This window comes from Chitinophaga skermanii, from assembly GCF_003259335.1.
Lineage (GTDB): Bacteria > Bacteroidota > Bacteroidia > Chitinophagales > Chitinophagaceae > Chitinophaga > Chitinophaga skermanii.
Genome location: NZ_QLLL01000004.1, coordinates 302,521 through 323,003 on the forward strand (window position 1 = coordinate 302,521; position 20,483 = coordinate 323,003).

The window sequence follows — 20,483 nt, forward strand, 5'->3', positions numbered from 1 at the left end:
TAGTAGGGTTCGGATGTAAAAATACCGAAACCGGCTTTTACTGCCGGTTTCGGTATGCAGCTTTATGCAAGCCGGTATTATAACTTCATATCAGTGATAATGCCTTTGATTTTAGCATCAAGCGCATTTTCCACGGTGTGGAAATCGGCTTTGCTAGGCAATGGCGCTTGTACACTGAAGTAGAATTTGATTTTTGGTTCTGTTCCGGAAGGACGGGCAGATATTTTACTACCATCGGCCAATACGAATTGTAAAACGTTCGATACCGGTAGATCAATGGTAGTAGTAGCACCGGTTTCGAGGTCGGTGATTTTTTGGGTTTGATAGTCGTAGAGTTTCACCACTTTAGCGCCATTGATGGTGCTAGGTGGATTGCTTCTATAACCTTGCATCATAGCAGCAATTTCTTCTGCGCCTTTCATGCCTTTGCGTGTAATAGAAATGAGGTGTTCTTTAAAGAAACCATATTTCGTATATACATCAATCAATTGCTCGAACAATGATTTGCCGCTGTGTTTTGCAAAAGCAGCCATTTCACAGATCATTGCAACAGATGATACGGCATCTTTATCACGCACATTGTTACCAATCATGTAACCGTACGATTCTTCACCACCGCAGATAAAGTTTTCTTTACCTTCTAATTGGTGAATCAACGAAGCGATCCATTTGAAACCTGTTAATACGTTATAGCATTTAATGTTATGCGCTGCTGCGAAAACATCAATTAATTCAGAGGTTACAACTGTTTTACAAACGAAATCATTCGGTTGTGCTAAGCCTTTTGCTTTACGTTGTTCGATGATATAGTTGAATAATAAAGCAGCGGTTTGGTTACCGTTCAATAAAATCCATTCACCTTCTAAGTTTTTAACGGCAATGCCTACACGATCGGCATCGGGATCGGTACCGAGTAAAATATCGGCATCCAATTCTTTTGCTTGTTGTAAACCCATGCTCATCGCTTCCGACTCTTCCGGGTTAGGATATACTACGGTAGGGAAGTTACCATCAGGGTTCGCTTGTGCAGCAACGATGTGAACGTTGTTGAAACCATAACGTTTCAAAATTTCGGGTACCAACATAATACCGGTACCGTGAATTGGGGTGTACACGATTTTAAGGTCGTGTTGCTCTTTATTTATACCCGGGTTAATAGAAAGAGATTGCAACTCTTGCAAGTATGCTTCATCTACTTCTTTACCGATAATTGTAATGTTATGCTCACCGCCATTCCATTTTACTTCGTCGATCGACGCGATTTTCTCTACTTCGCGGATCACGTTTTTATCGTGTGGTGAAACGAGTTGTGCACCGTCGTTCCAATATGCTTTATAACCGTTGTATTCTTTCGGGTTATGCGATGCGGTACATACAATACCTGCTTGGGCTTGTAGGTGACGGATAGTGAAAGATAATTCTGGTGTTGGGCGTAAGCTTTCGAATAAGAAAACTTTGATACCATTGGCGGCCATAACGTTGGCAGCTACTTCGGCAAAGAAGCGGCTGTTGTTACGGCTATCATGCGCGATGGCCATTTTAATTTCGCCGGTGAAGCTTTGTTTTAAGTAGTTTGCAAATCCTTGTGTAGCCATACCTACAGTATATTTATTCATACGGTTGGTACCTACACCCATAATGCCTCTCAATCCTCCTGTTCCAAATTCGAGGTTACGGTAGAATGCGTCTGCCAGTTCGTCGGGCGAGCCTGATTGTAATTGTTTTACTGCGGCAATCGTTTCCGCGTCGAATGGGCTTTGTAACCAGCCTTCTACTTTGCTTTGAATGTTTGCGTCCATAATGTCTTTATTTACAAACAACTTTGTTAAAATTGGGATTGTAAAGTAACGATAAAAAAAGGGTAGAACAAAAGAAGAACTTCATAACGGGGATAATTCGGCCCTTGTTCTGGGGCTGGAATACAGCAAATTTTCCGCCAAATAATTGTTGTTATATCAATAATTGGCCTTTTTCGTCATACACGAAAAAAAATTTCACATACCAACACGTTGAGCCTCACGTAGTTGTACGTAAAATGAAAAATAAGCATGAAAATTTTGGGCTATATTAAGAAATGTGTGTATCTTTGCGGCGCACCAAGGAAGTAGAATGGATTCTACACACCGTGTTGCAATAATAAATAAGTTTTTTGAAAAAAACAAATAATCCCATGAAAAAGATGAAAATTTTCGTAGCCGTAGTTGCTACCATGTTAGCCGTAAGTTGTAAAAAAGGTAATGTAGTTGATGCCCCTGTGACCACAATTGAACAACAAGCCGTTAACGCCCACATCTGGCCTGATAGTGCAAAACAAGATTGGAAAGGTTTAGTGTATGTACACCAAGTTGTTGAGATTAAAGCAACAAAAGTGAGCAAATCATAACATGCTGTGGCGTGTTTATCCCTAACACTTAAACTTTACGTGTATGTTTTGCAAATACATGGTCAAACGCTGGATCTTAAATACTCTTTAGATCCAGCGTTATTATTTTAACCCCCTCTATGCTTCCTCCCGTTACACTTCCCCTCCTATAAAAATTTTACAAGAACGGATTTGTAAAAACAAGTTATTTTTGCGGCCATGCGGTCTTATATTGATGATTATAAACAGAAAGGATTACGTAAGCAACTCGTAGATACGATTAGGAGTAAAGGCATCACGGATGAAAATGTATTGACAGCTATCAATAATATTCCTCGTCATTTCTTCTTAGATACAGCTTTTGAAGGTATTGCTTACGAAGATCGTGCATTCCCTATCGGGGAAGGCCAAACGATTTCCCAGCCTTATACAGTGGCGTACCAATCGCAATTATTGGAAGTACGACCTATGGAAAAAATACTTGAAATAGGCACGGGTAGCGCTTACCAAGCCTGCGTACTTGCCGAATTAAAAGCGAATGTTTACACGATCGAACGCCAGAAAAAACTCTTCGACGCTAATAAGAATTTCGTTTTCAAAAATAAATACAGGAATATTCGCTTCTTCTATGGCGATGGATATGAAGGCTTGCCTACTTACGCTCCGTTTGATAAAGTGATTGTTACTGCTGCAGCGCCTAGCTTACCGGCGAAGTTGTTGCAACAGTTGAAGGTAGGGGGGAAGATGGTGATTCCTGTTGGGGAAGGTGATGTGCAACGGATGATGCGGATTACGAAGCTGGGGGATGAAGATTTTTCTACTGAAATATTTGATGATTTTTCTTTTGTGCCGATGTTAGCGGGGAAGAAGATGTAATAAGTTGCCTTGCGGTAGGTGAATACGTGGGGCTGTAGGTGAATACAATAAAGATATTTTTTACAAAGGTTATCTCGTTTTGAGGTAGCCTTTTTTGTTTCCTGGTGGGGCGGCGGTTATGTCTATTTATCTTACATCCTAATTGTTACTTTCTTTGCTTCTCCAAAGAAAGTAACCAAAGAAAGGAGGAAAAACGCCGAAAGACTGCGTCGGCGTTTTATCGGGATGTTGATTAGGCTTCGGTGCTACTGTGGTGAAGGGCGTTCGTTCTTTGTGGTGCCTGTTTTGTTGGGTGGGTTTGTTGTTGTTTGTATGGTGCTGGTTTTGATTGGGGGTTAGGGAGGTTGGGGCAAAACCTTTAGGGGCGTTAGGACCTAATGGTTTTGGAGGTGGGATATTTGAGGGTTTGGGGTGATGGAGGTTTGAATGGGATGTTGGAGGGATTGGGAAACTTTTAGGTCCTAACGTCCCTAAAAGTTTAGGCAAAGGATGTTGGAGGGATTGGAAATAGTCGACTAAAGGCTTACTTCATGCAAGTAAAATACGGGGTTTGATAAGGTTTTTGTCGACAAAAGGCTTGGAAAATGTCGGAGCGACCCGCGTCAATACTGGGGGTGTGTCGGTAAAAGTCGGTAAAGAGTCGGAGAAAACTTTGCAGATGCCCGTAAACATTGGGGGGTAATTTGGTGCTTACTGCGGTGAATAGCTTAATATCTTGGAAGTCAATTGAATGGTGATTTTTAACCTGCTTTGGGTACTGCGGGGAATAATTGGGTGAGCCTTTGACTTCCCTTTGATTTGCCTTTAACGAGCCTTTGAAAACCCTTTGAAAAGCCTTTGACGACCCTTTGAAAGACTTGGACCTGCCTTTGAAATGCCTTTAAACGGCTTTTGCATTTCACTCATTTCCCTTTGGGTGCTTTGAGGGGTATTGGGAAATACTACCGAAGTACATCCCAAATATATCCCAAATATATCCCAAATATATCTCCCATATTGAAAACACTGGGGGTTACCATTGGAATAACATTAGAAGAACATTGGGAGATATTATATTTCACATAAATAGTGCAGTAGATCGGCTGAAATGTAGTACTGGATTGAGATAAACTCACTGCGGTGAATATTTGGGTGAACGAGGTGGCGCATATGGTGTTCATGCTGTGCGACTTCTGAGGGAAAGCGGCATAAACCGGCATATTCCGGCATAAAGCGGCACATATAGGCACGGTGTTTTTTAGGTGCAGTGAGGGGGTGTAGTTTTGGGATAGAGAAAAGCGGCTTCGGCGAAAACTGTTTGATGATAACAAAAAAAGCTGCTCTTGCGAGGCAGCTTTTTTGCTTTTTATTTTAGAGGCCTTGTTCGCGGCCGGTTGTGCGGGGTGGTTGTTCTTCTTCTTTCTCTTCTACTTGGGTTTGTTTTTTGCGGCGGAAGAGGTTCGGATCGATTTTACCAAAGCGGTATCGTACGTTGAGGCGGATAGTACGGGTACTTCTGCGGCGATCGTACTCCTGTGTGAAAGTGGGGGTTTCATAGTAGGAGCGGTAGTTGCGGGTGAAAAAGATATCGCTGATGTTCAAGGAAAGTACTAAGCGATTGTTCTTTAACATGTCTTTGCGGATGCCTAAATCCATGCCATTGTTCGCACGGAAGGTGCCTTGGGCCATTAACCGGGGGGTGCGGTATTGGCCGGTTAACTGGATGCTGAATTTCTTGGGTAAACGGAAGTTGCTATTGATGTTAATGCTCGCTCCCAAGTTTTCATTCGCATAGTTGGTACTGTCGTTACGACCTTGCATGTTCGCATATTCTGCACTAATAGTGGTTGTATGGGTCCACCACTTGAACAAGCGCATTTTATAGCTCGCCGTGTAGCCTAAGTTTTGATTCGTGGCTACGTTTTGTGGAGAGGTAGTGGTAATGCCAGATTTCGTATCGATGATGCTTACACGTTCTATCACGTCTTCGGTACGACTATAGTATACACCCGTTGTAAAGAAGTTATTCGATTTAGGGTAATACACGGTGTAGTTACCTTCTAGTTTATGCGTAAAGGCTGGTTGTAATGCTGGGTTCCCTGTACGTAAGTTCTGCGGATCGGAGTCGTTTAAATAAGGTAAGAGCTGGTCGAAATTCGGGCGATCAGTTCTTGTAGCATAGTTAAACACTAAGTTCTGGTTGTTGCGCAAATCGTACTTTAAATACAAGCTAGGGAAGAAGTTGGTGAAGCGGTTGTTCACGCTCGTGTCTTTTGTGAAGGAATAACCATCTAAGGTGGCTTGTTCTGCACGTAAACCTACTTGGTAACCCACACGACCTAAGGTGTTGGCATAGTTGAAGTAACCTGCAAACACTTTCTCTTTATACTGGTAGCTGTTCGATAAGGTTATAGAGGTATCGAATACTTGGGTAGTGTTGTTGAAGTTAAGCGCGATGTAGTCGTTTTCATTCTCCCGTACGTTGGCTTTTACACCTGCTTCTAACTTGCCTTTAGTGCCTATTGGACGGGTATAGTCGGTTTGGAAATCCCAGTTGTAATTATGCCCACGGCCGAAGTTTTGTCGCACGTTGGGTTTTTGTTGTACATCGTTGGGTTGTACAAAGGTGCGGGTGTTGTAATTGCTGTTGCTATGACTATTATACGTAGCATACGTTACATGCGCCGTTAGTTCTTCATTCGCTCGTTCAAAGGTGCGTTTATAGTTAATGCTGGTATTGAAATTGCGACCGTTACTTTCACTGGCATTTTTACGCCTGCTGTATTTGGTTTGCTCGTGTAGGTTGTTTAAATAGTTTAAGTAAATGGAATCTACGTTGCTATTGTAGTTATTGCTGAAGCCCGTGGAAATAGAAATGGTGTTATAATTATCAGCATAATAATCAAACCCAAATTTGCCATTTTGCCCGCGGGAAATGTTTTTGTTTTCGTTGCTTTGATTGAAGTAAGTCGTGTCGCCAAACATATTCTTCCGTTTGCTTAAGCCCGAACCTATTTGGTCGCCGTATCTACCATTCAAACTACCAAAGAAATTCAATTTACGTAAGCGCAAGTTCCCATTAAAGCCTGCATTCATTTGGCCACGTGTATCTATTCCGCCGGTCATCATTACGTTATACCCCATGGCGCGATCTTTCTTCAACACGATATTAATAATACCTCCACCACCTTGTGCTTCGAATTTTGAAGATGGGTTCGAAATCACTTCAATACGATCGATCGTTTCGGCAGGTATCATTTCTAGGGCCGTTTTCGGGTCGCCAAAAGGAGAGGGTTTACCATCGATGTATACAGAAATGGATTTACCGCGGAGGGTAACGTTGTTATCGATATCTACATCTACGCTGGGAATGCCTTTCAATACATCGGTACCGGTGCCACCTTCGGCGGTAATAATGCTGCCGGCATCGAATACTTGGCGATCGATTTGCATGCTGAAAGCCGGTTTTTCGGTTTTAATTTCTACGGCTTTCAAATTGGTACCGGCGGTATGAAGTTGTAAAGTTGGCAAAACCGTTACGGCATGTTGGGCCGTCAATTCAAACCCTTTTTCCAACTTCTCGTATCCCATGAAAGTTACGCGTACTATGTATTTGCCGAAGGGCAGGTTGCTATAAGAGAACAAGCCTTTGGCATCGGTATACACGCCGTTTACCAAGCTGGAATCGATTGCACGTAAAACCACAACAGAAGCGAATTCTACGCCTTGTTTGGAAATTGCGTCCACTACTTTGCCGCTAATTTTCGTGGGTTGTTGCGCGTGTAATGGAAAGGAAAATAGACTGCACATCAATAATGTGCATACAAAATATTTCATCATAGGTTAGCTCTGCGTTCGCCTAAACTGGACTGGTTGATAGAATTGAATCGAGGTAAAAGTAGTGCGGCAGGCTGAATATTATAGGGGATTGTGATGGGCGGCAGTACCGTGTTGCCAAACATAAAAAAAGGGCCTCTACGTTGTAGAGACCCTTTCGAGGATTGATCGTTAACTTAATATCTAAAAACTTTGCATGTCGCCCATGTTGTTATCGGCTTTCGTATTCTTACGTTTGAAGATTTGAGAGTCGAATTTACCAAAGCGGTAGCTTACGTTTAAGCGTAAGATTTCAGACTCACGTTTGCGGTAAGCCAATTGTGAGTACGAACTAGTCGCAAGGTCCATACCGAATCTACGAGAATCGTACACGTCTTGCCAAGTAAGCGTTACAGATAATGCTTTGCTTTTCAAGAAGTCTTTTTTGATGGCGAGATCCAATGTATTGAAGCCTTTTACTTTACCTTGCGAAGAAGTTGGGATCATCATAAATCCACCGCCGCCGCCTCCGCCGCCACGGCCACCACCGGCAGGTAATGCAATAGCATCTGCTTGGTATTGGAAGTTTTGTTGGAAGGTTAAGCCCCAAGGTAATTTCACTTCAGAGTTAATTTTCGCTAACCAGCTAAAGCCACTGTTCGTTGCTTTTTCTTTATCGTTATCGATGGTTAAATCTGTTTGGAACAAGTTCACGTTTGTAGTGATATCCCATCCTTTAATTACTTGGTTTTTCACGGTTAATTCCGCACCGTAAGAGTTGTTTCTATTTGCGTTCACGAATCTTGTTAACATGGTATCACCTGCAATTGGCTCGGTGTACGTAGAGATCAAGTTGTTCGTATTACGGAAGTAGATCGATGCTAAGAAGTTGTGGTTCTTCCAAGTTTTTGCGTAAGAGAACTCTAAGCTGTTGGTATATTCCGGTTTCAAGTTAGGGTTACCTTCGCGTTGGTTGTATGGATCGGTGAAATCGCGGTAAGGAATCAATTGGAAGAAATTCGGCCTGTTTACACGGCGAGAATAGTTCAATTGTAGTTCTTGTTCATTTTTCAATTTCTGCGATAAATACACGCTAGGGAAAAGGCCCGGTACAGCGCGTGTTGGTTTGTATTTCACACCCGCACTTTCACCTGCATACACGTATTGTTCTGCTCTTAAACCTAATTGGTAACCGAAGTTGCCCGCTGTGTTAGAGTAGTTTACATAACCTGCATATACTTGCTCGTTGTATTTATAATCGTTCGATAAACGTGTGTTGAAGGTATCAATACCTTTCGCGGCATCGTGATCGAATACGCTGTAGTTACTGGAGTAATCTCTATAAGTGGCTTTTAAACCTGTTTCAAACTTACCGTTTTTACCTATTGGGTTCACGAAATCGGTTTGCAAGGTGCTGAATGTGCTGCTACCTTTCGTGTTTTGGTATTGAAGGGTAGAAGGGCGGTCTTGGCCCGACACCGTGGTAAAGTCGGTATTATAGTTACCATCGCGGTGGTTGTTGCTTTTGTTCCAGCTGAAATCGGCCGTCCATTCTTTATTAGGTTTAGCGAACAAGTGTTTCCAACCTACTTGCGTGGTGTAGTTATTGAAACCGAATTCACTTACCGAGTTGCGGAGTGAAGTAGCCGTAGGAGCATGGGTAGCGTCGGAAGAAACGGTTTTCAGATCTTCGTAGTTCTTGAAGCTACCGCCTACAATGTTTTGAGAGATCGATAACGTGTTACGGTTATCTAAGTAGTAATCTAACCCGAAGCGACCGAATTGGAATTTACCGCGGGATACTTGATCACTGTATTGATCTTGGAACGAACTGATATCTCCTTTTTGATCGAAGAATTGGGTGTTGGTAGTACCATTACCCCAGTTACGGTTCGCGTTCAAGCTATAGTTTGCAAATACGTTTAATTTATCTTGGCGAACGTTGATGTTACCGCTGGCGTTGTATTTTTCGCCTGTTGCAATACCACCTTGGATCATACCGTTGATACCTGCTTTCTTATTTTTCTTCAACACGATGTTTAAGATACCGCTCATACCTTCTGCATCGTATTTAGCAGATGGGTTGGTGATCAATTCCACGCTTTCGATAGCGTCGGCAGGAATTTGATCGAGGGTGAGGGTAGACGGTTTACCGTCGACGAAAATAGTAGGAGAAGCGTTCCGTACTTTAACGTTACCGTCGATATCGACGTTTACAGCCGGTACGTTTTTCAAGATATCGGTAGCAGTACCCCCCACGCTGGTGAGGTTTCTATCTACGTTGAATACCTTTTTATCGATACCCATCTGGAAAGCACTTTTCTGACCGGTTACTTCCACAGCGTTCAAGGTTTTAGAATTCGGCTCGATACGAATGTTGCCGAGATCTTGATCCATAGCTTGTGGAGCAACGGTTACTTTCTTGAAGATGGTTTTATACCCCATGAAGTTAATACGTACTAATAACGGACCGAATGGCATGTTTTCGAAATTGAAATCGCCATTCGACTTCGTGAGCATACCAGTAACGAGGCTGGAGTCACGTTGTCTTAAAATCGCTACAGAAGCATATTCTACAGGTTGTTTTGTTGTTGCATCGATCAATTTACCGTAAATGCGGCCGATTTGGGGAGCGCCTGCACCTTTAGGCATATTGCCTCGGGGAGCGCCGCCGGGAGGGGCACCGGCTGGATTTTGTGCAAAAGCATTGATTTGCCAAGCTAATATAAATGCGAGAATCGCGTAGCACTGTTTCATTATCAAATTTGAGTTTCGGACTTGACTTTAGATTTAGATTTCCTTTTTTCCAGGTATCAAAAGTATAATCAATTAATATGTCGAAACTCGGTATTTGATGAAAGGGACATTTTGAGCGACGAACTCCGTAAATGGCATGCCCAAAGGTATTAACAGTAGTTAACACACTTCTAGCAAAATCGGCTAGAAGCTAAGCGCAATAAGCAATTGGAGCAAACCGATGAGTAAACCGATACCGGCACCCAAAAAATATAAGCGGTTAAACGCGCTACCCATTTTGTTGTAAACGGCAGTTTCCATTTCGGGAATGGAGATAGCGGCGATTTTACCGGTCACGAGTTGCTGTACGTTTAATTCGCCTTCGAGTTTGCCGAGGTATTGGTTGATGAGTTGAGGGAATAAGTTGTCGAGCTCTTCCACGAGGGTAGCTTTCATTTGATTCACGATGCTATCGCCGATGAACATGCTAATAACGGGCATTTTCGCCGGTAGTTTCACACGTAAGAAATGATCGATATGTGTTTCTACGAGGGGAATAAGCGCTTTGATTTGCGCGGGATCGTTCAATTTAGACTTGATATCGTCGAATGAGAATACCTTGTTCGCTACGTAAGCGCCGGCTTCTTGGGCGATACGTTGCTGTTGACCTGGTAATACGCGTTTAAAGACCAGCTTTATGCTGATATAGATGCTAATGAATCCAATGAAAGCGCCGAGTACCGGGATGAGGTATACCATGAGAAAAATCTTTAGTGTTAATTGAATTGCAAAGAAAAGATAAATTGATGAAAATATGGCTGCAACAGTTGATTTTTAGGGGGATAGGGAAAGTGCTGATGTAGCTGTTATGGAAATAGATTTATTGCAAAGTAAATAGGTAGAAAATAAAAAAGCGCCAAGTAAAACTTAGCGCTTTGTAGGGTGATCGAAGGGTTTCGAACCCTCGACCCTCAGAACCACAATCTGATGCTCTAACCAACTGAGCTACGACCACCGTGTACCGTCATTTGCGGAGTGCAAAGATAAGAGAAATGCTTCTTCACTTCCAAATATTTTTGCATGATTTTAAAAAAAATATCAAAGAAAGTGGTGAAGCCTTGATATTCTAAGATGCTTTATGGGCTTGCTTTTCAAGCGGAGCGTGTAATAAGAGTTTTATTGAAAGGCTTTGCTGTATTGGGTTTGAAAGGATTTTGTGTGTTAAGTTGTTGGCACAAAATGCTTTGCTTCGATGTGTCCGAATGCCGGTGTTTTTTCTTGCGGGTAGAATGAAAAAGTTAATTCAACATGCACATCTTCTACAACAATGACAATTATTTTATCTAACACGGTTTTAAAATGCCAAGCTTTTTGATGTGTATCGAGGAAGTCTACCATTTGATCTATACGCATATTGGCGATGTTCCGTTTTTTATCGTGCAGTTTAATTTTTTGTTTCTTCAACAATTCATCTAAGTGCAACACAATAGTAGTGATGTTTTTCTGATCATCTACATGCACGTTTACAATAAAGCCGGCGTGCTTGCCTTTATATGTTTTGGTTTGACCGTTTTCATATACTTCGAATGCAGGGGCCCACTGACCTTTTCTCGAGTTAAAAGGTTGGCCGGGTTGCAGGTCGCCGAGTTGACCACTGAGGATGAAACGTGCTAATGCATATTTTTTCATAACAAGTGCAAATAACAAAAAAAGGCGATTCTATTCGAACCGCCTTTCTTACTTTTTGGGTGATCGAAGGGTTTCGAACCCTCGACCCTCAGAACCACAATCTGATGCTCTAACCAACTGAGCTACGACCACCATTTTCCCGTTTGGGTGTGCAAAGATAAGGGAATTGATTTTTCATTTCCAAATTATTTTTAAAAAAATACTTGAATTTTTTTCGAGGCGAACAATTTCCACGCTTTTCAGAACCATTTCAGTACATAAAACGAATTATATGCATGGGATAAAAACGCCATCTGTGGCTTTTCTTGGCCGAAAAAAGGGTTATATTTGCATGACTTCCCATTAAACTCAATCCAATTACTATTTATTAACTCATTGTAAACCACGGCGCGCGTACTAACCCGCGAATCCGGGTACATGCCAACATGCAATAAGCTATATCCCGGCTTAACTGCTATGTTTTAGAGGCAACCCATTGATGACAATAGATTGGACCTAATTAAAATTTTGTTGTAATAAAATCATATATGGATCAGCTTAAATTGAAACTCCAGGAGTATTATCACCGTAGTCAAGGCGCTATTCAACAGGCTAAGTCTGAGAAAAATAGCGGGGGCGATGTCCTGGAACTGGAAAACGATATTCTGTCGCAGTTTGGGTTACCAGCTTCTAAGCGTTTTGTACAAATCTTACACGATTTCGTACACCACGCTAGTGTAAACGACCAATTAATCGATTACGTAAGCAAGAAACTTCGTTCTGCTGCGCGCAAATATTTATTAGCACCTGTTATGTCGGATGCAGAACAATTATCGGCGGCCCGCGATCAAAAGCGTAGCCCTTATGATGTATTGCCTGAATTGGGTTTACCGGTACACGAATACGCTGTATTCTTAATCGGTGAAGTATTGTACCGTAGAAACATGGACGCCCAAGAAGTGCTCGACGAGCTTCGCCGTGCACAAAAGCATAATAGTTGGGAAGATGTAGTATTGATGTCGAAGATGAAAGATTATGCTACGAATGATATCTATGAAAAGTTGAAAAAACAACATTTCATTTTCGTAGACGACTTCGTTCAATTCATCCGTCGCCAACAATCTGCTCGTCCTGCTAACAAGCGTTTAACACCGGCAGAAGAAGGGTATACACCGCATTACCGTACAATTACGAAATTACAAGTAGAAGACATTGTATTCGATGATCGTACTTCTCCGAGCTTATTTGGTAAAGTAAAAACAGGTACGCGTTTAACACGTATTACGATTGCATTGGAATTCTCACAACTCAACCAAATACTTATGAGTTGTGGTGAAATTGGTGCTGAGATAAGTGCGAGTATTAAAAAGCGCCTGGCTGGTAAAGCGGGTGAAAAACCGATGGTGATCGACTTGAAAACTGAATTCGGTCAAATCTTGAAATTAGAAGAGTGTTATTTAGAAATCTACAAACCTCAACATAAAGAAGGTAATAAGTGGGTAGAAGAAAAAGACGCGTTCTATTTTGTAGAGAAGATTTTATCGAAGAAAGAATTCGAGAAACGTTCTAAAGAAGAAGAAGTGAAAGTTAAAATCCAAGAATGCTTAGAGCTTGTTGGAGGTTCGTATGTTTACTACCAGCGTTTGCGCAGGTTGGGTATTACAGATGAAGAAGCGAAACTTCGTTCTGGTTTACAAGACGAGTTGTTGTTTAAACTTTCGTACTACTTGAACAAATTAAAAGATTAAATTTTCACGTTGTTTTATAGTAAAAGGCTGCACCATTATGCTGTGGCCTTTTTTTGTGTGCATGCGTGCTACTGACCTGTTTCGCTTATTGATGATGACGCTACCTATGTAAGATGTAAAAGTGACTTTTATAAATATTTTTTGCTCCTTACTTAAAACAACTGCATAAAAATTACAGTGCCTACAATTAATTTAGAATGGTTATACCACAACATTGTATTTATAACCCTTAACACTTATTATACCTATACTCAGCACATAGATTAGCCCAATTTTCACAGCCCTACATGACCAATTTCGTTTATGCCCTGCCAGCATACACGAAGCCTTACTATTTTTTTTGATTCACATATCACTCTCACTTGAGTGAGCGAAGGCGCTTGCTATGCGTTCACTTTTTTAACCCTTTTGTAACATGAAAAAAAAGTTCACATTGTACGTTGTACTATTAATGGTTGGCGGGATATTTTCCACCAACACCTTATTTGCCCAAATATCGGCCCAATTGGAGCCTTACTTTGAACGCTATACGAATTTCATCACCAGCAACAAGCAAGACAGTATTGTGTTGTTTGCCCAGCGTACCAAAATGGTGAAGGATACTGCACGGTTAAAAACAAGGCTGGCTGCGGCCTTCAGTGGTAAAACGTTTTCTCATTTTAACTTCTTGGTAGTGGGCGGTTATGGCTCGAATACGCCGGTAAGAAGTAGTAGGGGAGATGAGGGGTCGGATTTAGATCTTAACCTCTTATTCAAAATTAACAATGGTATAGCAGCCACTATTTCTGCTTATACTTTTAAGGAGCAAGTGAAGCAGTGGTTGCAACTGGTGTTTCCGAATACGGCTAATTCTACTTACCAGTTTGAGATGAAAGACCCTGTAGTGGCTATCAAAGCAGACACTACCTTTCCTGATGGCAGCAACCTGGTATACCATATGGATATTGGTTCATTCAACCAGTTAAACGTGCCACACAATCCAGCTTGTCTTCCTGCTAACTTGTGTTCAGAAATGGCATGGGGCAGAAATTCTGATAATGCAGTAGAAGACCCTGCCACTTGGAACGAAACTGCTTCCCCGGGATTTGTGAATTCTTTCAATACAAAATTCCCTGTTACTACGGTGGCGGGTAACAAGGTATTAAGCGTGTGTAAAATATTTAAGTTTTGGAATAAGACAGCCAACTACTCGGCTACCGATGATGACATACCGCCTTCACTTTCTTATTTAGTTGCCAGCTATTATTGGGCACCTACTTATGCGGCTCCTCCATACCGTTTACAACAATTGATAGCCGTTGTAGACAGTTTACGTAAAAATGTGTTCAATAACAATTGTACGAATGTTGCCGGGGCAACGCTTAACGTTCCTTTTTATACTTCTACGAATGCCAACTTGTTGAATAAAATGAGTGAAACCGGGCTAAGAACCTTTTGTAATTCATTACAAAAGCTTTCCGATACATTGCACTTCGTAGCAGCTCAAACAAGCTTGCCAAGGGCCTTACAAGCGCTTAGTAATGTATTGCCTTACTTTAACAATGCACCTGCCGGTACATTTAAGTTGGTATCCGTAAATTCTAGTCAAATTGTATCTCCTAAGAATGATGGTACGGGTTGGGGCGATACATTGGTTCAATATACCAATACCAGTGCAAATACTAGGAAATGGACATTGGGGAATATCCAGCTTTTGCCGAATGGTCAAACCTATTATATCATCTCCAATGCACAGAGTGGCCTTGTAATTGACAACCCTTATTCATCATTAACAGCAGGAACGCCTATGACGCAATACGGGTATAACAATGGCGACAACCAGAAATGGGAAATTACTTTTATTGGGTACGACGCAAGTAATAGGCAGATTTATCAAATAAAGAATAAGAAAAGTGGCCTATTGCTAGATGTAGAATATCCTTGGGGAACAGGCGCAAGAATTATACAATGGCCTTCGAATGGTGGCGATAACCAGCAATGGTATTTAGAGCAGTAGGATGTATGGTGTAGGATAGACTAATTCCCGTCACGATCTAACATCAATGGCGTGTTCATGACTAAAATAAAAAGCGGCTGTACCAGTTATAGATGGGCAGCCGCTTTTCTAGTTATGATATAATTTCTATAGTAGTTTATTGGCAACATCTTCCCAGTTCATTACGCGTTCGTAGCCTTCGGCGTGTACGTTATGGTGCCCATGGTAGAGGAACGGTTTGCCTTTGAAGTGAACGAAATTGCGCGTGAGGTCGTCGATCATATAATCGGTTTGTACCACGCTTTTATCGCCACAGAGGCAGTATTGGCGCCAAGTTAAGTAAGGGAAGAACTCTTGTAGCCATTGTACTTTATCGAGTAAGGAATTGGGGAATTCCATAGCGGCAGATACAATGAATACACGGTATTTCTTGTTCAGTTCTTCAATTACGCGTTGTGCATCGGCGAAAATATCGAGGTCGCGGAAGAAGCCGGGTGTATTGAGATATTGTGTAATGATGGCTTTGTGTTCCGGTGGCACTACTTCGCCAAAGTGTTTGCCATGCATTTGATCGTCGGTGAATGCTACGCCGTAATCGCGGTAATACCAAGCGCGGGCTTTGGAGATTGGGTCGGCAATTGTTTCGTCCATGTCGATGGCAATAGAGGGAATGTAATCCATGATATTAAAAATATTTCCGTTTTAAAATAGAGTAAACTAAGTTACGCTGATTTTAAAAGGAATACAACCCGGAATTTGTTAAGCTTTTACACCGCTCTTCCAGCAATGGTTTGCGCGGATATATAACCGGAAGTCCATGCGTTTTGGAAATTGAATCCACCGGTAATACCATCAATATCTAGTATTTCGCCGGCGAAGAATAAGTTGTTATGTAGTTTACTTTCGAACGTGTTGCTATCGACTTCTTGTAGATCTATTCCTCCACAAGTAACAAACTCTTCCTTGAACGTTGTTTTTCCTTTTACAGGGCATTCCATGGAGGTAAGTAGCTTCATCAGTTTGTTTTGTTCTTTACCAGGTACTTCGGCCCAGCGTGTTTCTTCGGCGATGCCTGCTTCTTGTAATAAGAAGTGCCATAGGCGTGATGGAAGACCGAAGGGCGATTTATTATATATTTTTTGGGAAGAGAGCTTTTGTCGTAATGCAGGCCACTCTTCGCGGAGGGCGTTTTCATTACTACCAGGTAGCCAGTTTACAATAGCCGTGAAATCGTAGTTTTTCTCTTGCAGTAAACGTGCGCCCCAAGCGGATAAACGTAAGATAACAGGGCCACTCATGCCCCAGTGAGTGATGAGTAAGGGACCATTTTCTTGCAACTTCGTACCTACAATTTTCACTTGTGCATTGGGTACCGATACGCCCATCAGTGCTGTAATGGGGTTTTTCGGCATATTGAACGTGAATAAGGAGGGTACGGGTGAGCTAATGGTGTGGCCGATTTTGGCGAGGTACCCGAATTTATCGGCCGTGGCATAGCCACCGGCGGCAACACAGAGATAATCGCAACGGAGTGTTTGATTGTTTTGTAGTTGTAATTCCCATTGACCATTTTCCAGTTTGCGGAGGGCTTCAACACTGGTGTTAACGTTGACCCGTACTTGGTAAGTACTGGCTTCGTTGAGCAGGCAATCGATAATGGTTTGCGAGCTATCGGTAACGGGGAACATACGACCATCTGGTTCGGCTTTCAGTTTTACTTGGCGATCTGTGAACCATTGGATGGTATCTTTTACAAAAAAGTGGTGGAAGGCTTTTTTAAGGAACTGTTGGCCGCGTGGGTAACGTTTAGCCATTTCCGTTATACTGTCGAGGTGATGTGTAACATTGCATCTACCGCCGCCTGAGACCTTTACTTTGGAAAGCAGTTTGCTTGTTTTTTCGAGAATGGTTACTTGCAGGTTGGGGTTGAGCCTGGCTGCATTTACGGCGCAAAAGAAACCGGCTGCACCGCCGCCGATTACAATTAATTTCTTAGGATGCCCGTTCAATTTCTTATCATTCCCCATAAAAAAGCTAATAATTCAGTAGATTTAAAGCGCAAAAATAGGAACAATTCCTACAAAAGCATGCAACAACAAAAGAACCTAACAAGCGTACCCGTCGATAAATTTCTTAAAAGCGTCTTAAAAAAAATGCCAACAGGCTTTTCGCGGTAGGAGAGTTATACGAATTCATGTATATTTAACGCGCTATAAAGAATCGAAGTACGCATTTTTAAACCCACGCCGTATACCATGCCAAAAGCAAGAAAAAGGCCATTTAAAATAGCCGCCTATCTGAGTGTGATCGTCGTAACCATTGCTTCGGCATTGGCCTTTACGCCGGTTTTGGATTGGTCGGATGAGCTATTAACGGCCATCGTGAAATACAATACCCGCAACCCGCAAGAGAAAGTGTATTTGCACTTTGATAAGGAATATTATGCCGCCGGTGAAACCATTTGGTTCAAAGGTTATCTTACGTTGCAGGGTACCCCTGCAGTAGATGCCCGTACCTTGTATGTAGAGTTACGTGACCGCGATGGTAAAATCGTGCAAAAGAAGAAGTTGTATGCTGAAGGTGGTACTTCGCCGGGTAACTTCGATTTGCCGACCGACATGAAACCAGGTATTTACCAAGTAAATGCATATACCAGTTGGATGTTGAACTACGATTCAGCCTTCCACTTCTATAGAAACATTGAAATCTTCAACCCGAACGATAAACCTGGGGCTACGGCAGCTGCAAAACCGGGCGCAAAACCGGCTCAACCTGCTAAAACAACAGCCACCACCGAGAACCCTGATCAATTTGCTGTGCAGTTCTTCCCTGAGAGTGGGAACCTTATTACCAACGTTAAAACGAACGTTGCATTTAAAGCCATTGATGGGAATGGCTTCCCTGTGGGTGTAACAGGTGAAGTGAAAGATAGCAAGGGTAAAACCGTAGCTACTTTGAACGTTGTGCATGATGGGATGGGTGTATTTGAATTTACCCCGGTAGCCGGCGAAAGCTATACGGCATCCGCAAAATCGGAGAAAGGAGTTGCCAAGCAATTTGCATTACCGGCGGCCGTAACTACCGGCGCAGTATTACAAGTGTTTAATCGCCAGAACAGGATATTCTATTTAACGAGCTTCCCAGAGAATGCGGAAGCTAATACAGATTACTTGTTAGTGGCGGAGATGCAAAACCAAGTGGTGTATAAAGCTACGCTGAATGCTTCGGAAGGGCGCATTTCGGGGTTCATACCTACGAAAGACTTGCCATCGGGCATTGTAGGTTTAACGGTTTTAACGAAGAAAGGGGAGCCTTTAGCAGAGCGTTTAGTATTTGTACAGAATAACGACTTGTTACAGTTTAAGATTGAAGAGAAAGAAATTCATATTAATCCCCGCGAGCAGAACATATTAACATTCGAGGTACCGAAAGGCACCGTGGGGTCTTATTCTGTATCGATTACAGATGCTGAGCAAGTAACCATGAATCCTTACATGAATAACATTATTTCGAATACTTTGCTTACGTCGGATATCAAAGGATATGTACATAACCCAGCTTATTACTTTAAAGACACCACGGCCAATACCTTGAAGGCTTTGGATTTGGTGATGATGACCAACGGCTGGCGCAGGTACACTTGGAAACAAGTAATTGATAATGATACTACTATTAATAAGTTTCCTTACGAACAAGGTATCCAAATCAAAGGCTCGGCCTTTACGAATGGTGGTAGATTACCATTGGTAAATGGTGCTGTGAACTTGATTATAACTGTACCCAAAGATTCGGCACAAAGTATTTCATCTGTGAATACCGACGATAAGGGGAACTTTATTTCGGATAACATGCTATTTAGAGATACGGCCGTTATCTACTACCGTGGCCAGAAAAACGATAAATTAAACCGTACCGTAGAAGTAAGATTTGATCAACACTTCTACGATAGTAAGGGCGACTTCTTATCACCTTTCCCGGTAAGGGCATTGGTTACCGTGAATAAAGACACCTTACAACGTTATTTAGCCACCGTTAATCAATCGAACATTATTAATAAGCGATTGAATAGTAAAACCATTCAATTAAAAACCTTCGAGGTACAAACAAAGAAGAAAACTGCAACGGAAGAAAGAGAGGAGAAATATGTACGCGGTATGTTTACTTCTACGAATGCCTATACATTTGATTTCGTGGAAGAAGACCCGATCGCCATGAACGTATTCCAATACTTGCAATCTCGAGTGGCTGGTCTTCAAATTACCGGCGATATTAACAACCCGAAAATTACATGGCGTGGTCAAAGTGTTGCCCTCTTTTTGAACGAAATGCAGGGTGATGTACAAATGTTAGCGAATCTTTCGGTACAAGATATTGCCTTAGTGAAAGTATTGCGGCCTCCATTTATGGGAGCGCCAGGTGGCGGTGCCGGGGGTGCTATTGCTGTATATTTAAGGAATGGTTCTGAACCAAGAAGTAAATCAGAAGCTCCGCAAGGTTTACCCACTATTCGTGTAGCAGGTTATAACATTGTGAAGGAATTCTATTCGCCTAACTATGGTTTGAAAATACCGGAGCACGAGTTACCAGATAACCGTACTACCTTGTATTGGAACCCGTATCTGGCGGTTGATCCTAAAACAAATCAAGGTACCATCAAGTTCTTTAACAACGATTTTTCGAAGCAATTCAAGATTATTGTTGAAGGGATGGATGCAACGGGAAATATTGGTCGTATTGAATACCTCTTGTGGTAAACGGTACAACTTTTCATAAAAAAAGAGCGCTCTTACCGGGCGCTCTTTTTTTATGTGCGGACGTGATTATTTCATTTCCGTACAAATTTCTACCAAGAAACCGTCGAGGTCGCGAACATAAGCCACTGTTTGGCCCCAAGGTTTTACGAGGGGAGCTTGGTACAAAGTGGCGCCATGTTTTATGGCATCGGCCACTAGTTTCTCTACATCGTCGGTAATAAAACCGATTTCAATCCCGAAAGGTTTTTCTGCCAGGGAAGCAGCTTGGAAACCATCTTTCAAATTGCTGGCAGCAAGTGTTTTGGAAGCAAAAGACAGGGTTGTTTCGCCGGTAAGGAGTTCTCCGTAATCATTGTCGGGCGTTACAAATGTGCGTGTGCAAGCGAACGCGTTTTCATAAAATGTAACCGATTTTTCTACGTCGGCTACGTAAAGGATCGTGTACTTGAATTTGATCATGTTGACGTTACTTTTTTGTCGACTTACAAGGTAGATGATTTCTTACGGTCAAAAAAATAGGATGCGTTATAAGTATGCATCCTATGTTATAAAAAAATTCGAAAGGTTTA

13 protein-coding genes and 2 tRNA genes are annotated in these 20,483 nt (G+C 42.1%); 5 read left to right on the forward strand and 10 right to left on the reverse strand.

The window, feature by feature from the left end:
• Positions 1 to 77 precede the first annotated feature (77 nt).
• Positions 78 to 1,799 carry a phospho-sugar mutase gene (locus LX64_RS11920; protein WP_111597881.1) on the reverse strand — a complete coding sequence of 574 codons (1,722 nt, stop codon included), beginning with the start codon at positions 1,797 to 1,799 and terminating at the stop codon, positions 78 to 80.
• Between the two features lie 371 nt (positions 1,800 to 2,170).
• On the opposite strand from LX64_RS11920, the gene LX64_RS11925 reads away from it, so the two are divergent.
• Entirely contained in the window at positions 2,171 to 2,383 is a 213-nt protein-coding gene (locus LX64_RS11925) for a hypothetical protein (protein ID WP_111597882.1), read from the forward strand.
• A gap of 198 nt (positions 2,384 to 2,581) precedes the next feature.
• Complete coding sequence (locus LX64_RS11930; RefSeq protein ID WP_111597883.1) at positions 2,582 to 3,238, forward strand: protein-L-isoaspartate(D-aspartate) O-methyltransferase; 657 nt, start codon at positions 2,582 to 2,584, stop codon at positions 3,236 to 3,238.
• Between the two features lie 1,350 nt (positions 3,239 to 4,588).
• Here the strand turns inward: LX64_RS11930 and LX64_RS11935 are convergent.
• The 6 genes from LX64_RS11935 to LX64_RS11960 all read right to left on the reverse strand — a co-directional run bounded on the left by LX64_RS11935 (position 4,589) and on the right by LX64_RS11960 (position 11,590).
• Positions 4,589 to 7,057 (reverse strand): TonB-dependent receptor domain-containing protein, encoded by a 2,469-nt coding sequence (locus LX64_RS11935; RefSeq protein ID WP_111597884.1) that lies wholly within the window; start codon positions 7,055 to 7,057, stop codon positions 4,589 to 4,591.
• A gap of 180 nt (positions 7,058 to 7,237) precedes the next feature.
• Entirely contained in the window at positions 7,238 to 9,790 is a 2,553-nt protein-coding gene (locus tag LX64_RS11940; protein ID WP_111597885.1) for an outer membrane beta-barrel family protein, read from the reverse strand.
• Positions 9,791 to 9,973: 183 nt separating this feature from the next.
• Complete coding sequence (locus LX64_RS11945) at positions 9,974 to 10,528, reverse strand: DUF445 domain-containing protein (protein WP_111597886.1); 555 nt, start codon at positions 10,526 to 10,528, stop codon at positions 9,974 to 9,976.
• Positions 10,529 to 10,710: 182 nt separating this feature from the next.
• Positions 10,711 to 10,784, reverse strand: a tRNA-His gene (locus tag LX64_RS11950).
• A gap of 206 nt (positions 10,785 to 10,990) precedes the next feature.
• Positions 10,991 to 11,458 (reverse strand): hypothetical protein, encoded by a 468-nt coding sequence (locus tag LX64_RS11955; RefSeq protein WP_111597887.1) that lies wholly within the window; start codon positions 11,456 to 11,458, stop codon positions 10,991 to 10,993.
• Between the two features lie 58 nt (positions 11,459 to 11,516).
• Positions 11,517 to 11,590: transfer RNA gene (locus LX64_RS11960), tRNA-His, on the reverse strand.
• Between the two features lie 395 nt (positions 11,591 to 11,985).
• Between LX64_RS11960 and LX64_RS11965 the strand changes: the two genes are divergently transcribed.
• Together LX64_RS11965 and LX64_RS11970 are read left to right on the forward strand one after the other, a co-directional pair.
• Positions 11,986 to 13,185: a hypothetical protein gene (locus LX64_RS11965; protein ID WP_111597888.1), complete on the forward strand. Its 1,200-nt coding sequence runs from the start codon at positions 11,986 to 11,988 to the stop codon at positions 13,183 to 13,185.
• A gap of 415 nt (positions 13,186 to 13,600) precedes the next feature.
• Positions 13,601 to 15,181 carry an RICIN domain-containing protein gene (locus LX64_RS11970; RefSeq protein WP_111597889.1) on the forward strand — a complete coding sequence of 527 codons (1,581 nt, stop codon included), beginning with the start codon at positions 13,601 to 13,603 and terminating at the stop codon, positions 15,179 to 15,181.
• Between the two features lie 126 nt (positions 15,182 to 15,307).
• Here LX64_RS11970 and LX64_RS11975 read toward each other — a convergent pair whose 3' ends face one another.
• Complete coding sequence (locus tag LX64_RS11975; protein WP_111597890.1) at positions 15,308 to 15,841, reverse strand: 5' nucleotidase, NT5C type; 534 nt, start codon at positions 15,839 to 15,841, stop codon at positions 15,308 to 15,310.
• Between the two features lie 86 nt (positions 15,842 to 15,927).
• Entirely contained in the window at positions 15,928 to 17,187 is a 1,260-nt protein-coding gene (locus tag LX64_RS11980; protein ID WP_111597891.1) for a BaiN/RdsA family NAD(P)/FAD-dependent oxidoreductase, read from the reverse strand.
• 228 nt (positions 17,188 to 17,415) lie between these two features.
• Here LX64_RS11980 and LX64_RS11985 point away from each other — a divergent pair, with 228 nt between their 5' ends.
• Positions 17,416 to 19,914 (forward strand): MG2 domain-containing protein, encoded by a 2,499-nt coding sequence (locus tag LX64_RS11985; protein ID WP_111597892.1) that lies wholly within the window; start codon positions 17,416 to 17,418, stop codon positions 19,912 to 19,914.
• 66 nt (positions 19,915 to 19,980) lie between these two features.
• Here LX64_RS11985 and LX64_RS11990 read toward each other — a convergent pair whose 3' ends face one another.
• Positions 19,981 to 20,373, reverse strand: a complete 393-nt coding sequence (locus tag LX64_RS11990; protein ID WP_111597893.1) for a VOC family protein — start codon at positions 20,371 to 20,373, stop codon at positions 19,981 to 19,983.
• Positions 20,374 to 20,483 lie beyond the last annotated feature (110 nt).

What these genes read in the sequence shown, in the direction of transcription:
- LX64_RS11930 (WP_111597883.1), top strand. Translation starts at nt 2,582, where the DNA reads ATGCGGTCTTATATTGATGATTATAAACAGAAAGGATTACGTAAGCAA.
- LX64_RS11975 (WP_111597890.1), bottom strand. Translation starts at nt 15,841, where the DNA reads ATGGATTACATTCCCTCTATTGCCATCGACATGGACGAAACAATTGCC.
- LX64_RS11980 (WP_111597891.1), bottom strand. Translation starts at nt 17,187, where the DNA reads ATGGGGAATGATAAGAAATTGAACGGGCATCCTAAGAAATTAATTGTA.
- LX64_RS11970 (WP_111597889.1), top strand. Translation starts at nt 13,601, where the DNA reads ATGAAAAAAAAGTTCACATTGTACGTTGTACTATTAATGGTTGGCGGG.
- LX64_RS11965 (WP_111597888.1), top strand. Translation starts at nt 11,986, where the DNA reads ATGGATCAGCTTAAATTGAAACTCCAGGAGTATTATCACCGTAGTCAA.
- LX64_RS11945 (WP_111597886.1), bottom strand. Translation starts at nt 10,528, where the DNA reads ATGGTATACCTCATCCCGGTACTCGGCGCTTTCATTGGATTCATTAGC.
- LX64_RS11955 (WP_111597887.1), bottom strand. Translation starts at nt 11,458, where the DNA reads ATGAAAAAATATGCATTAGCACGTTTCATCCTCAGTGGTCAACTCGGC.
- LX64_RS11935 (WP_111597884.1), bottom strand. Translation starts at nt 7,057, where the DNA reads ATGATGAAATATTTTGTATGCACATTATTGATGTGCAGTCTATTTTCC.
- LX64_RS11990 (WP_111597893.1), bottom strand. Translation starts at nt 20,373, where the DNA reads ATGATCAAATTCAAGTACACGATCCTTTACGTAGCCGACGTAGAAAAA.
- LX64_RS11925 (WP_111597882.1), top strand. Translation starts at nt 2,171, where the DNA reads ATGAAAAAGATGAAAATTTTCGTAGCCGTAGTTGCTACCATGTTAGCC.
- LX64_RS11940 (WP_111597885.1), bottom strand. Translation starts at nt 9,790, where the DNA reads ATGAAACAGTGCTACGCGATTCTCGCATTTATATTAGCTTGGCAAATC.
- LX64_RS11985 (WP_111597892.1), top strand. Translation starts at nt 17,416, where the DNA reads ATGCCAAAAGCAAGAAAAAGGCCATTTAAAATAGCCGCCTATCTGAGT.
- LX64_RS11920 (WP_111597881.1), bottom strand. Translation starts at nt 1,799, where the DNA reads ATGGACGCAAACATTCAAAGCAAAGTAGAAGGCTGGTTACAAAGCCCA.